The organism is Trinickia terrae (genome assembly GCF_005144415.1).
Taxonomy (GTDB): domain Bacteria; phylum Pseudomonadota; class Gammaproteobacteria; order Burkholderiales; family Burkholderiaceae; genus Trinickia_A; species Trinickia_A terrae.
Genome location: NZ_SWJE01000020.1, coordinates 86,103 through 103,721, shown reverse-complemented (window position 1 = coordinate 103,721; position 17,619 = coordinate 86,103). Strand labels below are relative to the sequence as shown.

Annotated in this window: 14 protein-coding genes; 11 read left to right on the top strand and 3 right to left on the bottom strand. The window is 64.1% G+C overall.

Features of this window, described 5'->3' with window-relative positions; all coding sequences use genetic code 11:
- Nucleotides 1–16: 16 nt before the first annotated feature.
- A complete protein-coding gene (gene rnhA, locus FAZ69_RS29280; RefSeq protein WP_136898583.1) occupies nucleotides 17–463 on the bottom strand; it encodes a ribonuclease HI in 447 nt (148 codons plus the stop codon).
- Nucleotides 453–1,298, bottom strand: a complete 846-nt coding sequence (locus FAZ69_RS29275) for a class I SAM-dependent methyltransferase (protein WP_136898582.1) — start codon at nucleotides 1,296–1,298, stop codon at nucleotides 453–455. The genes rnhA and FAZ69_RS29275 overlap by 11 nt, the downstream gene beginning before the upstream one ends.
- 18 nt (nucleotides 1,299–1,316) lie before the next feature.
- On the opposite strand from FAZ69_RS29275, the gene gloB reads away from it, so the two are divergent.
- From gloB to FAZ69_RS29245, 6 genes are all read left to right on the top strand, one after another.
- Nucleotides 1,317–2,120 (top strand): hydroxyacylglutathione hydrolase, encoded by an 804-nt coding sequence (gene gloB / locus FAZ69_RS29270; protein ID WP_136898581.1) that lies wholly within the window; start codon nucleotides 1,317–1,319, stop codon nucleotides 2,118–2,120.
- Between the two features lie 159 nt (nucleotides 2,121–2,279).
- The gene (locus FAZ69_RS29265) at nucleotides 2,280–3,950 is read left to right on the top strand and encodes a transglycosylase SLT domain-containing protein (RefSeq protein ID WP_136898580.1); all 1,671 of its coding nucleotides are present in this window, start codon (nucleotides 2,280–2,282) and stop codon (nucleotides 3,948–3,950) included.
- Between the two features lie 533 nt (nucleotides 3,951–4,483).
- Nucleotides 4,484–5,638, top strand: coding sequence for a glutamine-hydrolyzing carbamoyl-phosphate synthase small subunit (gene carA / locus FAZ69_RS29260; RefSeq protein WP_136898579.1), 1,155 nt, complete (start codon nucleotides 4,484–4,486; stop codon nucleotides 5,636–5,638).
- Nucleotides 5,639–5,810: 172 nt separating this feature from the next.
- Nucleotides 5,811–9,065: a carbamoyl-phosphate synthase large subunit gene (carB, locus tag FAZ69_RS29255; RefSeq protein ID WP_136898578.1), complete on the top strand. Its 3,255-nt coding sequence runs from the start codon at nucleotides 5,811–5,813 to the stop codon at nucleotides 9,063–9,065.
- Between the two features lie 141 nt (nucleotides 9,066–9,206).
- On the top strand, nucleotides 9,207–9,683 hold the full coding sequence (gene greA, locus FAZ69_RS29250) for a transcription elongation factor GreA (RefSeq protein WP_136898577.1): 477 nt from the start codon (nucleotides 9,207–9,209) through the stop codon (nucleotides 9,681–9,683).
- 51 nt (nucleotides 9,684–9,734) lie between these two features.
- Nucleotides 9,735–10,208, top strand: coding sequence for a DUF4149 domain-containing protein (locus FAZ69_RS29245; protein WP_136898597.1), 474 nt, complete (start codon nucleotides 9,735–9,737; stop codon nucleotides 10,206–10,208).
- 119 nt (nucleotides 10,209–10,327) lie between these two features.
- On the opposite strand, the gene FAZ69_RS29240 is transcribed toward FAZ69_RS29245, so the two are convergent.
- The gene (locus FAZ69_RS29240; RefSeq protein WP_136898596.1) at nucleotides 10,328–10,855 is read right to left on the bottom strand and encodes a YhbY family RNA-binding protein; all 528 of its coding nucleotides are present in this window, start codon (nucleotides 10,853–10,855) and stop codon (nucleotides 10,328–10,330) included.
- A 200-nt stretch (nucleotides 10,856–11,055) separates the two neighbouring features.
- Between FAZ69_RS29240 and FAZ69_RS29235 the strand changes: the two genes are divergently transcribed.
- The 5 genes from FAZ69_RS29235 (at nucleotide 11,056) to pstS (ending at nucleotide 17,596) form a co-directional block, all read left to right on the top strand.
- Entirely contained in the window at nucleotides 11,056–11,727 is a 672-nt protein-coding gene (locus tag FAZ69_RS29235) for an RlmE family RNA methyltransferase (protein WP_136898576.1), read from the top strand.
- Nucleotides 11,728–11,906: 179 nt separating this feature from the next.
- The gene (gene ftsH, locus FAZ69_RS29230) at nucleotides 11,907–13,796 is read left to right on the top strand and encodes an ATP-dependent zinc metalloprotease FtsH (RefSeq protein WP_136898575.1); all 1,890 of its coding nucleotides are present in this window, start codon (nucleotides 11,907–11,909) and stop codon (nucleotides 13,794–13,796) included.
- Nucleotides 13,797–13,884: 88 nt separating this feature from the next.
- Nucleotides 13,885–14,778: a dihydropteroate synthase gene (gene folP, locus FAZ69_RS29225; protein WP_240702511.1), complete on the top strand. Its 894-nt coding sequence runs from the start codon at nucleotides 13,885–13,887 to the stop codon at nucleotides 14,776–14,778.
- 27 nt (nucleotides 14,779–14,805) lie between these two features.
- Nucleotides 14,806–16,164 carry a phosphoglucosamine mutase gene (gene glmM, locus FAZ69_RS29220; RefSeq protein ID WP_136898574.1) on the top strand — a complete coding sequence of 453 codons (1,359 nt, stop codon included), beginning with the start codon at nucleotides 14,806–14,808 and terminating at the stop codon, nucleotides 16,162–16,164.
- A 400-nt stretch (nucleotides 16,165–16,564) separates the two neighbouring features.
- Complete coding sequence (gene pstS, locus FAZ69_RS29210; RefSeq protein WP_136898573.1) at nucleotides 16,565–17,596, top strand: phosphate ABC transporter substrate-binding protein PstS; 1,032 nt, start codon at nucleotides 16,565–16,567, stop codon at nucleotides 17,594–17,596.
- The last annotated feature ends 23 nt before the right edge of the window (nucleotides 17,597–17,619 follow it).

Below are 17,619 nucleotides of genomic sequence, written 5' to 3'. Positions count from 1 at the left end.
AAAGGGCGGGACGGGCTCAGCCTTCGGCAAGCGTAGCCACGCCGCGGTTTGCGAGCGCGTCGGCGCGCTCGTTCTCCGGGTGTCCCGCATGGCCCTTGACCCAGCGCCATTCGATCTCGTGCTGCGCGACGAGCGCGTCGAGCCGCTTCCACAAATCGGCGTTCTTCACTGGAGTCTTTGCCGCGGTCATCCAGTTTTTTTTCTTCCAGCCGTGGATCCACTCGCTGATGCCTTTTTGCACATATTGCGAGTCGGTGTGCACGACCGCCTTGCACGGACGCTTCAACGCTTCGAGCGCGGCGATCACCGCCATCAGCTCCATGCGGTTGTTGGTCGTCGACGCTTCGCCGCCGAACAGTTCCTTTTCTTGCGTGCCATAGCGCAACAGCGCGCCCCAGCCGCCGGGGCCGGGATTGCCCTTGCAGGCGCCGTCGGTGAAGATTTCGATGAGCTCAGGTGTCATATTTCCGGGTGATATGGGTTTTCTGCGTGGCCGCGGGCGTCAGGCCCGGCGCGAGAACTGGCTTTTTCACCTTCACGGCGCCGACGAGCCGCATGCCGCGCACGCGCTTGATCGCGGTGACCATGTAGGACGCGCCGAAGATCGGCCACCAGCGGTCGCCGGCGGCTTCCATGAACGCATAGCGCGCGAGCCACTGTTCGGTGGCGAGCGGCGGACGATAGCAGCCGAAGCGTCCACGTTCAAGCTCGAAGCCGAGCAGCTTGATCCAGTCCTTGAGGCGCGTGAACGCGATGAGGTCGTGGGCGGCCGGCACGAACGGTCGCCCCGCCATCTTGCCGAACGATTGCCGCGCGCCCCACAGGCTCAGCGAATTGAAGCCGAGGATGATCAACTGGCCTTCGGGCATCAGCACGCGCTCGGCTTCGCGCAGCAGGCGGTGCGGGTCGCTCGTGAACTCGAGCGTGTGCGGCATGACGATCAAGTCGACGCTCTGCGCTTCGAACGGCAAGTCGAGCAGGTCGCACCAGACTGTGGCGCGGCCGTCGGGCGCGTTGCGGTCGCTTGGCGTGGCCGCTTCGCCATTGCCGGCAGGCGAGTTCGCGCGCGGGTACTCGTAGGGCGCGCTCGCGCTGCTTGCCGCGTCAAGGACGAGCCCGCGGCACGGCATCCGGTTCTCGCGCAGTGCGTCGAGCTGAGGCAGGCCGAGCTGCAGCGCGTGGTAGCCGAACACGTTGGAGACGACGCGATCGAGCTGCGCCTGCTCCCACGCGAGCACGTAGCGCCCAGGCGGGGAATCGGTCCAGGCGGGCCAGTCTATAATCGATCGATCAGGCATATGAATAAGGCGTCGCCTATGAATTCGCTGGAATACGTGCCGGTGCCGGCATTTGAAGACAACTATATCTGGCTGGTGTCCGACGGGCGCGACGCGTTTGCGGTAGACCCAGGCGACGCCGCTCCGGTTCGCGCCTATCTCGCGAAGCGGGGCTGGCGACTGACCGCTATTTTACTCACGCACCACCATCAGGACCACGTCGGCGGAGTAGTCGAGCTGTTGCGGACGCAGCCGGCATCGGAACCACTTGAGGTTTACGGCCCGGCCGGCGAGTCGATCGACCGTTTGACCAAGCGCTTGCGCGGCGGCGATCGCGTGCGCGTCGAGTCGCCGGCAGCCGAGTTCGCGGTGCTCGACGTCCCCGGCCACACGAGCGGCCACATCGCGTACTTCCAGGCCGCGGACCCGCGCGGCACGCCGCACGTGTTCTGCGGCGACACGCTCTTCGCCTGCGGATGCGGGCGCCTTTTCGAAGGCACGCCGGCGCAGATGCTGGACTCGCTCGATTCGCTCGCGGCCTTGCCCGGCGCGACCGAGGTGCATTGCGCGCACGAGTACACACTGTCGAACATCAAGTTCGCGCTTGCCTGTGAACCGGGCAATGCCGAGTTGCAAGCGTGGCGCGACGAAGCGCTCGCGCTTCGCGCGCGCAACGAACCGACCTTGCCGACCACGATCGCCCACGAGCGCGCCGTGAATCCGTTCCTTCGCGCCGATGTCGTGGCGGTCCGGGACACGCTCGCCGAGCAGCTGCACGAAACGGTGCCGGATCGCCTGACCTCGTTCACGCTGATGCGGGAGTGGAAAAATCGATTCCGCTGAACACATGAAGAATTGAGGGACAAGCTCATCTCAATACTAGAGAACGCGCTCCAACCCTCGGATTTCGCAGGTTTTTTTTCATCTTTTTCTTATTGACGCACAGGACGCACTTCCGTACCATCGCCTGCAATTTCCAGCCTTTGGAAGCCGAGACGTTCCATGCGATTTATTTTCAGCGCGCTGTTGGTTCTATTGCTCGCCGCGTGCGCGAGCCAAGGCCCGACAGCGTCCAATTCCACTGCAGCATCCGACCCTCAAGCCGTATCCGATACCCTCCGCAAGACCGCCGCCGCCAACGAAACCATCGATGTCGACAACAGCTCGGTCGATCAGCTGAAGAGCCAGGACACAGATCTGTGGGGCCGGATTCGCCGCGGTTTCCAGATGCCCGATTTGCAGAGCGACCTCGTCGACATGCAGGCGAGCTGGTATGCGCAGCGCCCGGACTACGTGCAGCGCATGACCGCGCGGTCGCAGAAGTACCTGTATCACATCGTCGAGGAGCTCGAGGCGCGGCACATGCCGACTGAGCTCGCGCTCCTGCCGTTCATCGAATCGGCGTACAACCCGCAGGCGCTGTCGGTCGCGAAGGCGGCGGGGATGTGGCAGTTCGTGCCTGGCACCGGCAAGACGTACAACCTCAAGCAGAACATGTGGCAGGACGAGCGCCGCGACGTGCTGGCGTCGACGAGCGCCGCGCTCGACTACCTGTCCCGCCTGCACGACATGTTCGGCGACTGGTACCTGGCACTCGCGGCGTACAACTGGGGCGAGGGCAACGTGCAGCGCGCGATCGCGCGCAATCAGGCAGCGGGTCTGCCGACCGACTACCAAAGCCTGCGCATGCCGAACGAGACGCGCAACTACGTGCCGAAGCTGCAGGCGGTCAAGAACATCGTGATGAACCCGCAGCAGTACGGCCTCGCGCTGCCGGACATTCCGAACCACCCCTATTTCGTGACCGTGACGACCGCGCACGACATCGACGTGACCACGGCCGCGAAGCTCGCGGACATGACGACCGACGAGTTCCGCTCGCTCAATCCGTCGTTCTCGAAGCCCGTGATTCTCGGCGCCACGCAGCCGCAGATCCTGCTGCCGTTCGACAACGCGAGCGCATTCGAGCGCAACCTGAAGTCGTATAGTGGCTCGCTGTCCTCGTGGACCACCTACACGGTCAGTGAGCGCACGACGCCCGCGGCGCTTGCCGAGAAGATCGGTGTCGACGCGGACACGCTGATGTCGGTGAACAAGATTCCAGCGGGCATGCGCCTGAAGTCGGGCTCGACGCTCGTCGTGCCTCGCGCCGACGATGACGACGAGGACATCAGCGCCGACGTCGCCGAAAGCGCGGTGCTCGCGATGGAGCCCGATGTCCCCGATACGCGCAAGATGCTGATCCGCGTGCGCCGCAAGCAGCCGATGTCGGCGATCGCGAGCCGCTACGGTGTGTCGATCGCGCAGTTGAAGGGGTGGAACAAGACCCGCCGCGACGTCGTGATGCCTGGGCAGGTCATCGTACTGCACGTGCCGGTCGGCAAGGCGATGCCGGCCGAACCTGGTCCGCAGAAGATCGCGACGTCGATCCCGGCCGGCGGCCGAATCGAGAAGGTCGACGCCCAGGCGCCGGACGCCAAGTCCAATTCGCGCTACGATAGCAAGATGGGTCGGGGGCAGGCGACGGCCAAGGCCGTCAAGGTGGCGGACTCGGCCGGCAAGTCCAAGTCGTCGAAGGCCGGCGGATCGTCGAGCTCGACCAACAAGGCGTCGAAGGCCGCAGCTAGCCGCCCGAAGACTGCGGCCGGGACGCAGAAGCACAAGCAACAATAAGCGGCTTCTACGAAGGTGAACCCATGTGCTGCGGGGGCAGCGCATGAAGGGCGCTCCGATCACCTCTCGTTTTTTTCATGCGCCGTCACGTGTGTGGCGGCGTTTTCATTTGTGCTCCGTGACGTTCGGCGGGTGTACGATCGCGGCAGCGCGGGTTCGCATGGCGCATGGCGCGCCGCTGAGCAACCATCGGCGATGGTCTCTTCAGTTGTTTCTCCAACGGCTATCCGTCACCATTTCGCGATTGAGGGAAGCCCCATTTCAAGCTATAATTTGAAAGTTTGCACTAATCAACCCGCACCCTAGCGCCTACCTTCCCCATACCGTTTATCCGCCGCGCGCAGCGTGACTGGAGCCGTGCCGCCGAGGCGTCCGTGCCCGGACTTCATCGAGCCCTCCAGCGTCGGCCGCGAAAGCGAGCGGGCTTTCCGCACGCACATTTTTGCGATAGCCGCGAGTGCCGTGCTTCAAGCGAGAGCCCGCGCGGTCGGAGAGACAGGTCGGCATCAGGGTGTTCCCCCAAGGAGCCTCCCGTGTTGCCGTCTTTTTCCCCCGCCATCCTTGCGCTTGCCGACGGCACGGTCTTTCGTGGTTATTCGATCGGGGCGCCCGGTCATACGATCGGCGAAGTCGTGTTCAACACCGCGATCACCGGTTATCAGGAAATCCTGACCGACCCGAGCTACGCGCGCCAGATCGTCACCCTCACGTATCCGCATATCGGCAACGTCGGCGTCAACGCCGAGGATGTCGAAGCGACGAAAGTCCATGCCGCTGGCCTGATCGTGCGCGACCTGCCGGTCCTCGCGTCGAACTTCCGGATGGAGCGCACGCTCTCCGATTACCTGCACGATGAAGGCGTCGTTGCGATCGCCGGCATCGATACGCGCAAGCTCACGCGCGTGCTGCGCGACAAGGGCGCGCAAAACGGCTGCATCCTCGCGGGCAGCGACGACGAAGCGAAGGCCATCGAGCTCGCGCGCTCGTTCCCCGGCCTCGCAGGGATGGATCTCGCGAAGGTCGTGTCGACGACCAAGCCGTTCGAATGGACCCAGACCGAATGGCGTCTCGAGGGCGGCTACGGCGCGCAGCGCACGCCGAAGTATCGCGTCGTCGCGTTCGACTACGGCGTCAAGCACAACATCCTGCGCATGCTGGCCGAGCGTGGCTGCCACGTGACCGTGCTGCCTGCGCAGTCGAGCGCCGCCGAAGCGCTGGCGCTCAATCCGGACGGCGTGTTCCTGTCGAACGGTCCCGGCGATCCTGAGCCGTGCGACTACGCGATCGCGGCGACGAGGACTTTTATCGAGCGCGGCGTGCCGACCTTCGGCATCTGCCTGGGCCACCAGATCATGGGGCTGGCCGTCGGCGCGAAGACGATGAAGATGAAGACGGGCCACCATGGCGCCAACCATCCGGTGAAGGACCTGACCGACGGCCGTGTCGTGATCACGTCGCAGAACCACGGCTTTGCGGTCGATGCCGCGACGCTGCCCGCCAACGCGCGCGCGACGCACATCTCGCTCTTCGACGGCACGTTGCAAGGCTTCGAATTGACCGACAAGCCTGCGTTCTGTTTCCAGGGTCACCCGGAGGCGTCGCCCGGGCCGCACGACATCGGCTACCTGTTCGACCGCTTCACCGCATTGATGGACGCGAAGCGGGCCGGCAGCAGCGGAGCGGCGTAACGGAATCATCAACCGATAACGGCGGCGCATTCGGCGGCGTCGGCAGCGCGGCGCGAGATGGCGAGTCATGCGACAGCGCCCAGCGCCGCGTAAGCAAGTCCAAGCGCGTGCGAGCGCGCGGCGCCGCGGCGCGCCAACAGAAAGAACTCAGGAATTCATTAGCGAGAGCGTTATGCCCAAGCGGACAGACATCAAGAGCATCCTCATCATCGGCGCGGGTCCGATCATCATCGGACAGGCGTGCGAGTTCGACTACTCGGGCGCGCAGGCATGCAAGGCGCTGCGCGAGGAAGGCTACAAGGTCATCCTCGTCAACAGCAATCCGGCGACGATCATGACCGACCCGAACACGGCCGACGTCACCTACATCGAGCCGATCACCTGGGAGGTGGTCGAGCGGATCATCGCGAAGGAGCGCCCGGACGCGATCCTGCCGACGATGGGCGGCCAGACCGCGCTGAACTGCGCGCTCGACCTGCACCATAACGGCGTGCTCAAGAAGTACGACGTCGAGCTGATCGGCGCGTCGCCGGAAGCGATCGACAAGGCTGAAGACCGTCAGAAGTTCAAGGACGCGATGACGAAGATCGGCCTCGGCTCGGCGAAGTCGGGCACGGCGCATTCAATGGAAGAAGCGCTGAAGGTGCAAAACGAGATCGCCGCGGCGACGGGCGGCATGGGCTACCCGGTCGTGATCCGTCCGTCGTTCACGCTGGGCGGCTCGGGCGGCGGCATTGCCTACAACCGTGAGGAATTCGAAGAGATCTGCAAGCGCGGCCTCGATCTGTCGCCCACTCGCGAGCTCCTGATCGAAGAATCGCTGCTCGGCTGGAAAGAGTACGAGATGGAAGTGGTCCGCGACAAGAAGGACAACTGCATCATCGTCTGCTCGATCGAGAACCTCGACCCGATGGGCATCCACACGGGCGACTCGATCACCGTCGCGCCCGCGCAGACGCTCACCGACAAGGAATACCAGCTGCTGCGCAATGCGTCGCTCGCAGTGCTGCGCGAGATCGGCGTCGATACGGGCGGCTCGAACGTGCAGTTCTCGATCAATCCGCAGGACGGCCGCGTGATCGTCATCGAAATGAATCCGCGCGTGTCGCGCTCGTCGGCGCTGGCCTCGAAGGCGACTGGCTTCCCGATCGCCAAGGTCGCGGCGAAGCTCGCCGTCGGCTACACACTCGACGAGCTCAAGAACGAGATCACGGGCGGCCAGACGCCGGCGTCGTTCGAGCCGACGATCGACTACGTCGTCACGAAGATTCCGCGCTTCGCCTTCGAGAAATTCCGCGAAGCCGATCCGCGCCTGACGACGCAGATGAAGTCGGTCGGCGAAGTGATGGCGATCGGCCGCACGTTCCAGGAGTCTTTTCAGAAGGCGCTGCGCGGCCTCGAAGTCGGCGTGGACGGTCTCGACGAGAAGACCGCGAGCCGCGACGAGATCGTCCGCGAGATCGGCGAAGCCGGCCCGGATCGGATCTGGTACGTCGGCGATGCGTTCCGCGTCGGCATGACGCTGCAAGAAGTCTTCGAGGAAACCTCGATCGACCCGTGGTTCCTCGCGCAGATCGAGCAGATCGTGCTGAAGGAAAAGGCGCTCGCCGGCCGCACGCTCGGCAGCCTGACGAAGGAAGAGCTGCGCTATCTCAAGCAAAGCGGCTTCTCGGATCGGCGTCTCGCCAAGCTGCTCGGCGCTGCGCCGGCTGATGTCCGCAAACGCCGCATCGAGCTGAACGTGCGCCCCGTGTACAAGCGCGTCGACACCTGCGCCGCCGAGTTCGCCACGAAGACCGCCTACATGTACTCGACGTACGAAGAAGAGTGCGAGGCGCAGCCGACCAACAACAAGAAGATCATGGTGCTGGGCGGCGGTCCGAACCGGATCGGGCAGGGCATCGAGTTCGACTACTGCTGCGTGCATGCCGCACTTGCGATGCGCGAGGACGGCTATGAAACGATCATGGTCAACTGCAACCCCGAGACCGTTTCGACTGACTACGACACCTCCGACCGCCTGTACTTCGAGCCGCTCACGCTCGAAGACGTGCTCGAGATCGTCGACAAGGAAAAGCCGCTCGGCGTGATCGTCCAGTACGGCGGCCAGACGCCGCTGAAGCTCGCGCTCGATCTCGAGGCGAACGGCGTGCCCATCATCGGCACGTCGCCGGACATGATCGACGCCGCCGAAGACCGCGAGCGCTTCCAGAAGCTCCTGCAGGACCTCAACTTGCGTCAGCCGCCGAACCGCACCGCGCGCGCCGAGGACGAGGCGCTCAAGCTCGCCGACGAAATCGGCTATCCGCTCGTCGTGCGTCCGTCGTACGTGCTGGGTGGCCGTGCGATGGAAATCGTCCATGAGCCGCGCGACCTCGAGCGCTACATGCGCGAGGCCGTGAAGGTGTCGAATGATTCGCCGGTGCTGCTCGACCGCTTCCTGAACGACGCGATCGAGTGTGACGTCGATTGCATCTCCGACGGCGACACGGTGTTTATCGGCGGCGTGATGGAGCACATCGAGCAGGCGGGCGTGCACTCGGGCGACTCGGCTTGCTCGTTGCCGCCGTATTCGCTGTCGAAGGAGACCGTCGCCGAGCTCAAGCGCCAGACGGGCGCGATGGCGAAGGCGCTGAACGTCGTGGGCCTGATGAACGTGCAGTTCGCGATCCAGCAGGTTCCCCAGGCCGACGGCTCCGTGAAGGACGTGATCTACGTGCTCGAAGTGAATCCGCGTGCATCGCGCACGGTGCCGTACGTCTCGAAGGCGACGAGCCTGCCGCTCGCGAAGATCGCGGCGCGCGCGATGGTCGGCCAGAAGCTCGCGGAGCAGGGCGTAACGAAGGAAGTCGAGCCGCCATACTTCAGCGTGAAGGAAGCGGTGTTCCCGTTCGTCAAGTTCCCGACCGTCGACCCGGTGCTCGGGCCGGAAATGCGTTCGACCGGCGAAGTGATGGGCGTCGGCCAGACGTTCGGCGAAGCGCTCTTCAAGTCACAGCTCGCGGCCGGCTCGCGCTTGCCCGAGTCGGGCACAGTGCTCCTGACCGTGATGGACGCCGATAAGCCGAAGGCCGTCGAAGTCGCGCGCATGCTGCACGAACTTGGCTATCCGCTCGTCGCGACCAAGGGCACGGCGGCGGCGATCGAGGCCGCGGGCGTGCCGGTGAAGGTCGTGAACAAGGTAAAGGACGGCCGTCCGCACATCGTCGACATGATCAAGAACGGCGAGATCGCACTCGTCTTCACGACGGTCGACGAAACGCGCGCGGCGATCGCCGACTCGCGTTCGATCCGCATGAGCGCGCAGGCGAACAAGGTCACCTACTACACGACGATGTCGGGCGCGCGCGCCGCGGTGGAGGGGCTGAGGTATCTGAAGAACCTGGAAGTCTATGATTTACAAGGACTCCATGCTCGCCTAAACTAAGGCTTCGACAATCTGTCCAATCAATCGATGCCGCGGTTAAGCGGCGTCCCCCTGGCTGCAGCGCGAGTCCGCATGCGGCGCCTGGCGGGATGCACTTAACCGCGGTGCTTTTTTATTGCCGTTTTTTTGCTACTGATTTCTATGAGCACGATTCCATTGACGAAGCGTGGCGCGGACCAGCTGCGTGACGAATTGCAACGACTGAAATCGGTCGAGCGCCCGTCAGTCATCAATTCCATCGCTGAGGCGCGCGCGCAAGGGGACTTGTCGGAAAACGCCGAGTACGACGCCGCGAAGGAGAAGCAGGGTTTCATCGAAGGCCGTATCGCGGAGATCGAATCGAAGCTGGCCGCCGCGCAGGTGATCGACCCGTCCGCCCTCGACGCGGAAGGCCGCGTCGTGTTCGCGGCGACCGTCGAGCTCGAGGATCTCGATTCGGGCAAAACGGTCACGTACCAGATCGTCGGTGACGACGAAGCCGATCTCGAGCACGGCCTGATCTCGATCAGCTCGCCGATCGCGCGGGCGCTGATCGGCAAGTTCGAAGGCGACGTTGCTTCGGTGCAGGCGCCGAGCGGCGTGCGCGAGTACGAAATCATCGCCGTGCGCTACGTTTGAGGGCGCGCGTTCGTGTCTTCTGTACCTCATCGCGTATTCCGGCTGCTGGCTATGATCTGGGTCGGCAGCTTGCTGACGATCGGCTACGCGGCGGCGCCCACGCTGTTCGCTATGCTCGACCGGATCTCGGCGGGCGCGGTCGCGGCACAACTCTTTCGCATTGAGGCGATCGTCGGCGTGCTGTGCGGTGTCTTGCTGCTCGCGTTGAGCAACGTGCTGGTGCGCCGTGGCGCGACCGCCTACCGGCGGCTGCGCTGGGTGCTGGCGGGCATGCTGTTTTGTGTGCTGGTCGGGTACTTTGCGCTACAGCCGTTCATGAATGCGTTGCGTGTCGCGGCGCTTTCCGAAGGCACTGACGTCGGCCATTCGGCTTACGCCGCACGCTTCGGCATGCTGCATGGGGTGTCGAGCCTGTTTTACCTGATCGAAAGCCTGCTTGGCCTAGTTCTGGTGTGGAAGCTGCCCGCAGGAGATGGGGTGTCCGAGCCGATAGAGGCGGGCGTGCCGAAGAGCGCGGTCCGCTAATCGAGCGCGGTTGCGCATTACCGGCCGGGGGCTGGCGGCAAGCCGCGGTGGAAGGTTGATCGTGGTGCCGTTGTCATCGCAGGCGCAGTGCGCATTTCGCGCACCGCTCGAGCCTCGATTTACTTCACAGTCTGATGCTGGCGCTTGGCGCTGGCTTGGCGCTTTTTCGCGCGCTTGATATTGCCGCCTGCCGTCACGCGTTCGTTGCCGCGCACCAGCACCTTTTGCGGGCGCGGACGGCGTACCGGATTATCAGTTTGCTTCACGACCTTGACGACCCGCGGCGCGGCGCCGCGGGTCGGCTTTTCATCGGCCGCTTCGCGCGCGCTCGGCAAACCGCCTGCTCGCTTGGTCTTTGCCACCGGCTCGACCGCTTCCGGCTTCCAGATCACGAGCAGCTTGCCGATATGCTGAACCGGCGCGGCGTTCAATTGATCGCAAATCTGCTCGTAGATCTCGACGCGTTCTTCGCGATCGTCGCCGAATACACGAATCTTGATCAGCTGGTGAGCGGCGAGGTGAACCTTGATCTCGGCCAGCACGGCGTCGGTCAGTCCTTCGGCACCGATCAGCACGACCGGCTTGAGCGCGTGGGCCTGGGAACGCAAGTCCGCGCGTTCGGCGGGAGAGACTTTGAGGGCTGGCATAGGGAAACTGGACGACTCGACTAAAATGATGGCGCCCGCACGGCGGGATGGCGGAAGGCCGCACGAATTTATACGCGGCGCGGTGGTACATCGGAACAACGTAGAATCGCGGATTGCCGCTCGAGAGCCGGCAGCCGCGCCAATGAGACGCGTATTATCCGCTAAAAGCGCGGCATCACGCAGCAAGAGTTCAACTATTAATGGCAAAAAACCGCTTCAATCAATCGTGGCTGCATGACCACATCAACGATCCGTACGTGAAGATGGCGCAGCGGGAAGGCTATCGCGCGCGCGCCGCTTACAAGCTGAAGGAAATCGATGAGCAGGACAAGCTGATCCGTCCGGGCCAGGTCATCGTCGACCTCGGTTCGGCGCCGGGAAGCTGGAGCCAGTACGCGCGCAACAAGCTGGCGCAGGGCGTGCGGCGAGACACGGTCCGCGAGGGCGGCATCGACGGCACGATCATTGCGCTCGACATGCTGCCGATGGAGCCGATCGCCGACGTGCATTTCATCCAGGGCGATTTCCGGGAAGACAGTGTGCTCGGCCAATTGGAAGAAATTGTCGGCGATCGCCAGGTGGATCTTGTAATTTCCGATATGGCGCCCAATCTGTCCGGCGTGGCGGTGGCCGATGCGGCGCGGATCGAGCATGTCTGCGATCTCGCGCTCGAATTTGCCCAAAACCACTTGAAGCCGGATGGCGCCCTTTTAGTCAAGTGCTTTCACGGCAGCGGTTATAGCCAGATCGTCGAAAAGTTCAAGCATCAATTCAGGACGGTGGCCGCGCGCAAGCCGAAAGCGTCGCGGGATAAGTCGTCGGAAACGTTTATTTTGGGTAAGCACCTGAAGCGACCCGCCGAACGGGCCTGAGGTGCAGGTCGAGGTTCTGCCACAAACGGAAATCGCCGTAAAAACGCCGTCGCAACGCTTCTTTCGGCTATGTAAGCGGTAGATAAACGTTATGGCAGGGGCCCCGGGTCTGGATTAGAATGGCTTGATAGCGCCGCAAGGTAAATGTAGGCGCATAGTCTTCAGTGAAGGAGTGGGCTTTGAACAACAATATGTTTTCGAAGGCGGCAGTGTGGCTGGTGATCGCACTGGTGCTGTTTACAGTGTTCAAGCAGTTCGACAAGCCCCGCGTCCAGGAAGGCGTCTCGTACTCGCAGTTCATGGACGACGCCAAGAACGGCAAGGTCAAGAGCGTCATCGTCCAGGGGCGGAACCTCACGGTTACTCCGGCAGACGGCCAGAAGTACCAGATCGTGTCGCCCGGCGACATCTGGATGGTTGGCGACCTGATGAAATATGGCGTGCAGGTGAGTGGCAAGGCTGACGAAGAGCCGAACGCGCTGGTGTCCGCGCTGTACTACCTCGGGCCGACGATCCTGATCATCGGATTCTGGTTTTACATGATGAGGCAGATGCAGGGCGGCGGAAAAGGCGGGGCCTTTTCGTTCGGCAAATCCCGTGCGCGCCTGATCGACGAGAACAACAACGCCATCAATTTCACCGACGTCGCCGGCTGCGACGAGGCAAAGGAAGAAGTGTCGGAGTTGGTCGACTTCCTGCGCGACCCGCAGAAATTCCAGAAGCTCGGTGGCCGCATCCCCCGCGGTGTGCTGCTCGTCGGCCCCCCGGGTACTGGTAAGACGCTGCTTGCCCGCGCGATCGCCGGCGAAGCGAAGGTGCCGTTCTTCTCGATCTCGGGTTCGGACTTCGTCGAAATGTTCGTCGGCGTGGGCGCGGCCCGCGTGCGCGACATGTTCGAGCAGGCGAAGAAGCACGCGCCCTGCATCGTGTTCATCGACGAAATCGACGCGGTCGGCCGTCATCGCGGCGCCGGCATGGGCGGCGGCAACGACGAGCGCGAGCAGACGCTGAACCAGATGCTCGTCGAGATGGACGGCTTCGAGGCGAACTCGGGCGTCATCGTGATCGCGGCAACCAACCGTTCGGACGTGCTCGACAAGGCGCTCCTGCGTCCGGGTCGCTTCGACCGCCAGGTGTACGTCGGCCTGCCTGACATCCGCGGCCGTGAGCAGATCATGAAGGTGCATCTGCGCAAGGTGCCGATCGCGAACGACGTCGATGCCGCAGTGATTGCGCGCGGCACGCCTGGCTTCTCAGGCGCCGATCTCGCGAACCTCGTCAACGAAGCGGCGCTCTTTGCAGCCCGCCGCGGCAAGCGCATCGTCGAAATGCAGGACTTCGAAGACGCCAAGGACAAGATCTTCATGGGGCCGGAGCGCAAGTCGGCGGTGATCCGCGAAGAGGCGAAGCGCGCGACGGCGTATCACGAATCGGGCCACGCGGTCATCGCAAAGCTGCTGCCAAAGGCCGATCCGGTTCACAAGGTCACGATCATTCCGCGTGGCCGGGCGCTCGGCGTGACGTGGCAGTTGCCGGAGCACGACAACGAGACCTACTCGAAGGACTACCTGCTGGACCGTCTCGCGATCCTGTTCGGCGGCCGTGTTGCTGAGGAGCTGTTTCTGAATCTGATCAGCACGGGCGCATCGGACGACTTCAACAAGGCGACCCAGACTGCTCGGGCGATGGTGGCGCGCTTCGGCATGACCGACGCGCTCGGACCAATGGTCTACGTCGACGACGAGAACGACGCGTCGCCGTTTGGGCGCGGCTTCACGCGGAGCATCTCCGAAGCGACGCAGCAGAAGGTCGACGCCGAAATCCGCCGCGTGCTCGACGAGCAATACAACCTGGCGCGCCGTCTGCTGGACGAGAACCGCGACAAGGTCGAGGCCATGACCGCTGCGCTGATGGAGTGGGAAACGATCGACGCCGATCAGATCAACGACATCATGGAAGGCCGGCCACCGCGCTCGCCGAAGAGCGTGCCGACCGACACCTCGTCAGGTAGCAGCGGCAGCAACACCGGCACCGAGGTCAAGCCAGGCAGCGCCACCGCACCGGCGTGATTTTCCGCACAATTTGAATGACGGGCTGGTGTGGTTCCACACCGGCCCGTTTTTTCGTTTTTCAGACTTCCCATCCGTTTGTCCCTTCGTGTCACCAGCCGATCTCTCTCTTGCCGTTCCCGAGCCGCTGCAGTGCGGCCGGTTCACGCTGTCTTTCGAGCGCCCGCTCGTGATGGGCATCCTCAACGTCACCCCCGATTCGTTTTCCGATGGCGGCCGCTTTGCCGCGCGCGGCGATGCGCTGCGGCAGGCGGAGCAGATGCTGATGGATGGGGCGGACATCATCGATATCGGCGGCGAGTCGACTCGTCCGGGGGCGCCGCCGGTGCCGCTCGACGAGGAACTCGAGCGGGTGATCCCGCTCATCGAGACGCTGCGCGATGCCAACGTGCCGCTCTCGGTCGATACCTATAAGCCACAAGTGATGCGCGAGGCGCTCGCTGCCGGAGCCGACCTCATCAACGATATCTGGGGCTTCCGGCAGGAGGGAGCCGTCGATGCGGTGCGCGACAGCCGCTGCGGGCTCTGTGTGATGCACATGCTCGGCGAGCCGCAGACGATGCAACGCGGTGAACCGTCATACGGCGACGTGGTCGACGACGTGCGGACGTTTCTTGAGGCTCGCGTCAGCACATTGATGGAGGCGGGCATCGCTCGGGAGCGTATCAGTGTCGACCCCGGCTTCGGCTTCGGCAAGGCGGTGGTCGAGCACAACTACGCGTTGCTCGCACAATTGCCGCAGACGGCGCCGCGTCCGCCCGCCGGCGCGAGGGCGTTTCCGATCCTCGCCGGCATGTCGCGCAAGTCGATGCTCGGCGCCGTGACGGGGCGGGCCGCGCAGGAGCGCGTCACTGCGAGCATCGCCGCTGCAGTGTGCGCAGCCGAACGGGGGGCGGCAATCGTGCGCGTGCATGATGTCGCGCAGACCGTGGACGCAATGAAGGTATGGGCCGCTGTGCGCGATGCGACGCGCCGCGGCTGAGTCAGTCGATCAGGAGAATATTTCAATATGGCACGTCGTTATTTCGGTACAGACGGCATCCGGGGCAAAGTCGGCGAGGCGCCCATCACACCGGACTTCGTGTTGCGGCTTGGGTATGCGGCGGGCAAGGTGCTTGCCGGCGCGGACAACTGGGCCAAGACGGGCACGCGTCCCACGGTGCTGATCGGCAAGGACACGCGCGTCTCGGGCTACATGCTCGAAGCCGCACTCGAATCGGGCTTCTCGGCGGCGGGCGTCGACGTCATGCTGGCCGGCCCGATGCCGACACCGGGCGTCGCGTACCTGACGCGGGCGCTGAGGCTTGCGGCGGGTGTCGTCATCAGTGCTTCGCACAACCCGTATTACGACAACGGCATCAAGTTCTTCTCGGCCGACGGCAACAAGCTGCCGGACGACGTCGAGCTGGAGATCGAGAAGCAGCTCGACGAGCCGCTCGATTGCGCGCCGTCCGAGCGTCTCGGCAAGGCGCGCCGGCTTGACGACGCAGCCGGCCGCTACATCGAGTTCTGCAAGAGCACGTTCCCGGCGGCTTTCGATCTGCGTGGAGTCAAGCTGGTCGTCGATTGCGCACACGGTGCGGCGTATGACGTCGCGCCGCACGTGTTCCACGAGCTGGGCGCGGATGTCATCCCGATCGGCGTGGCGCCGAACGGCTTCAATATCAATGACGGCGTCGGCGCAACCGCGCCCGATGCGCTGGTGCGCGCGGTGCGGGCGAATCGCGCGGATCTCGGCATCGCGCTCGACGGCGACGCGGACCGTCTGCAAGTCGTCGATGCGGCGGGGCGGCTCTTCAATGGCGACGAGCTGTTGTACGTGCTGGTCAAGGACCGCATTGCGACGCATGGAAGCGTCCCTGGCGCGGTCGGCACGCTGATGACCAACATGGCGGTCGAAGTTGCGCTCGAGCGCGAAGGCGTGAAGTTCGTGCGCGCGGCGGTCGGCGACCGCTACGTGCTCGAGAAACTGCGCGAGCACGGCTGGCAGCTCGGCGCGGAGGGCTCAGGGCATATCCTGTCGCTCGATCGGCATTCGACGGGCGACGGCATCGTCTCGGCGCTGCTCGTGCTGGCCGCGATGAAGCGCAGCGGCCGGTCGCTCGCCGACCTGCTCGAGGGCGTCACGCTGTTTCCGCAGACGCTCATCAACGTCCGCATGAAACCGGGCGCCGACTGGAAGGGTAGCGAGGCCATCAAGCACGCGATCGGCGAGGCCGAAGGTGAGCTCGGCAGCGCGGGGCGCGTGCTGATTCGGGCATCCGGCACCGAGCCGGTGCTGCGCGTGATGGTCGAGGCAGAGCAGGCCAAGGACGCGCTGCGGCACGCGGAGGACATCGCACGGGTGGTGAGGGACGCCACCGCTTGATTGCGCGTCGCGGCAGTTTGCTCGCACGCTGCAAAGGGGCCAAACGCGGGGCCGGGGTGCGCCAGACTGTCGCACCCCGGCCCCGGAAGCTTTAGCCAGTACGTCAGGCTTCTTCGAAACGCGCCGGTCGTGTCACACGGTCACGGCGGTAACGGACAAAACCTTGCCCACATGGATTGCCCCCTCCAACGCCGTCATATTTTCCGCCACGCGATTTTTCGTCTAGTCTCTATGGACAGCGGCTAACTTCGCCTTACATTAGCCCAACGTCGGCCAATTTCCTTTCATGTCGGTAAAGTTTCTGTCACAGATCCTTCACCGACAGTCATGTTACTGTCACAAAGAGGCCCTAACCTTCGCGGTGTCGCATAAATCCGCTCACACCACTGGAGGTTGTCTCATGAAATTGATGCAAACCGCGTTTGCTGGCTTGGCTGGCGCGCTCTTCGCGATCGCAGCGCAAGCCGCCGACATCACCGGCGCGGGCAGCACCTTTGCAGCACCGATCTACACGAAGTGGGCGGACGCCTACCAGAAGTCGGGCGGCGGCAAGGTCAACTACCAAGGCATCGGTTCGTCGGGCGGCATCAAGCAAATCGAGGCGAAGACCGTTGATTTCGCCGGCTCGGACGCGCCGCTCAAGGACGACGACCTGGCCAAGAACGGCCTGTTCCAGTTCCCGACGGTCGTCGGCGGCGTGGTGCCGGTGATCAACGTGCCGGGCGTGAAGGCTGGTGAGATCGTTCTGTCGGGCGAGGTGCTCGGCGACATCTACCTCGGCAAGATCAAGAAGTGGAACGACCCGGCGATCGCCGCGCTCAACCCGAAGGCGAAGCTGCCAGACACCGACGTCGCGGTGGTTCGCCGCGCCGACGGCTCGGGCACGAGCTTCATCTGGACGAACTACCTGTCGAAGGTGAACGACGAGTGGAAGTCGAAGGTCGGCGAAGGCTCGACGGTCAACTGGCCGACGGGCACGGGCGGCAAGGGCAACGACGGCGTTGCGGCGTTCGTACAGCGTCTGCCGGGCGCGATCGGCTACGTGGAGTGGGCGTACGCCAAGCAGAACCACATGACCTACGTCGCCCTGAAGAACTCGGCGGGCACCGTGGTTCAGCCGGACACGGAAACCTTCAAGGCCGCTGCTGCCGGCGCGGAATGGAAGAAGTCGTTCTACCAGATCCTGACGAACGAGCCGGGCAAGGACGCATGGCCGGTCGTCGGCGCGACGTTCGTGCTGCTGCACACGACGCAGGACAAGCCGGCTCAAGGCACGGAAACGCTGAAGTTCTTCGACTGGGCGTTCAAGAACGGCACGCAAGCGGCAAACGACCTCGACTACATCTCGCTGCCGGAATCGGTCGTGACGGAAATCCGCACGCAGTGGAAGGCGAGGGTCAAGGACGCTTCGGGCAAGTCGGTTGCCGAGTAAGACTTCCGGCTGGCCGCATCGCC

Bases quoted from the DNA above. Each gene is read 5' to 3' on its own strand.
- rnhA (WP_136898583.1), bottom strand. From the start codon at position 463: ATGACACCTGAGCTCATCGAAATCTTCACCGACGGCGCCTGCAAGGGC.
- FAZ69_RS29275 (WP_136898582.1), bottom strand. From the start codon at position 1,298: ATGCCTGATCGATCGATTATAGACTGGCCCGCCTGGACCGATTCCCCG.
- gloB (WP_136898581.1), top strand. From the start codon at position 1,317: ATGAATTCGCTGGAATACGTGCCGGTGCCGGCATTTGAAGACAACTAT.
- FAZ69_RS29265 (WP_136898580.1), top strand. From the start codon at position 2,280: ATGCGATTTATTTTCAGCGCGCTGTTGGTTCTATTGCTCGCCGCGTGC.
- carB (WP_136898578.1), top strand. From the start codon at position 5,811: ATGCCCAAGCGGACAGACATCAAGAGCATCCTCATCATCGGCGCGGGT.
- greA (WP_136898577.1), top strand. From the start codon at position 9,207: ATGAGCACGATTCCATTGACGAAGCGTGGCGCGGACCAGCTGCGTGAC.
- FAZ69_RS29245 (WP_136898597.1), top strand. From the start codon at position 9,735: ATGATCTGGGTCGGCAGCTTGCTGACGATCGGCTACGCGGCGGCGCCC.
- FAZ69_RS29240 (WP_136898596.1), bottom strand. From the start codon at position 10,855: ATGCCAGCCCTCAAAGTCTCTCCCGCCGAACGCGCGGACTTGCGTTCC.
- FAZ69_RS29235 (WP_136898576.1), top strand. From the start codon at position 11,056: ATGGCAAAAAACCGCTTCAATCAATCGTGGCTGCATGACCACATCAAC.
- glmM (WP_136898574.1), top strand. From the start codon at position 14,806: ATGGCACGTCGTTATTTCGGTACAGACGGCATCCGGGGCAAAGTCGGC.
- pstS (WP_136898573.1), top strand. From the start codon at position 16,565: ATGAAATTGATGCAAACCGCGTTTGCTGGCTTGGCTGGCGCGCTCTTC.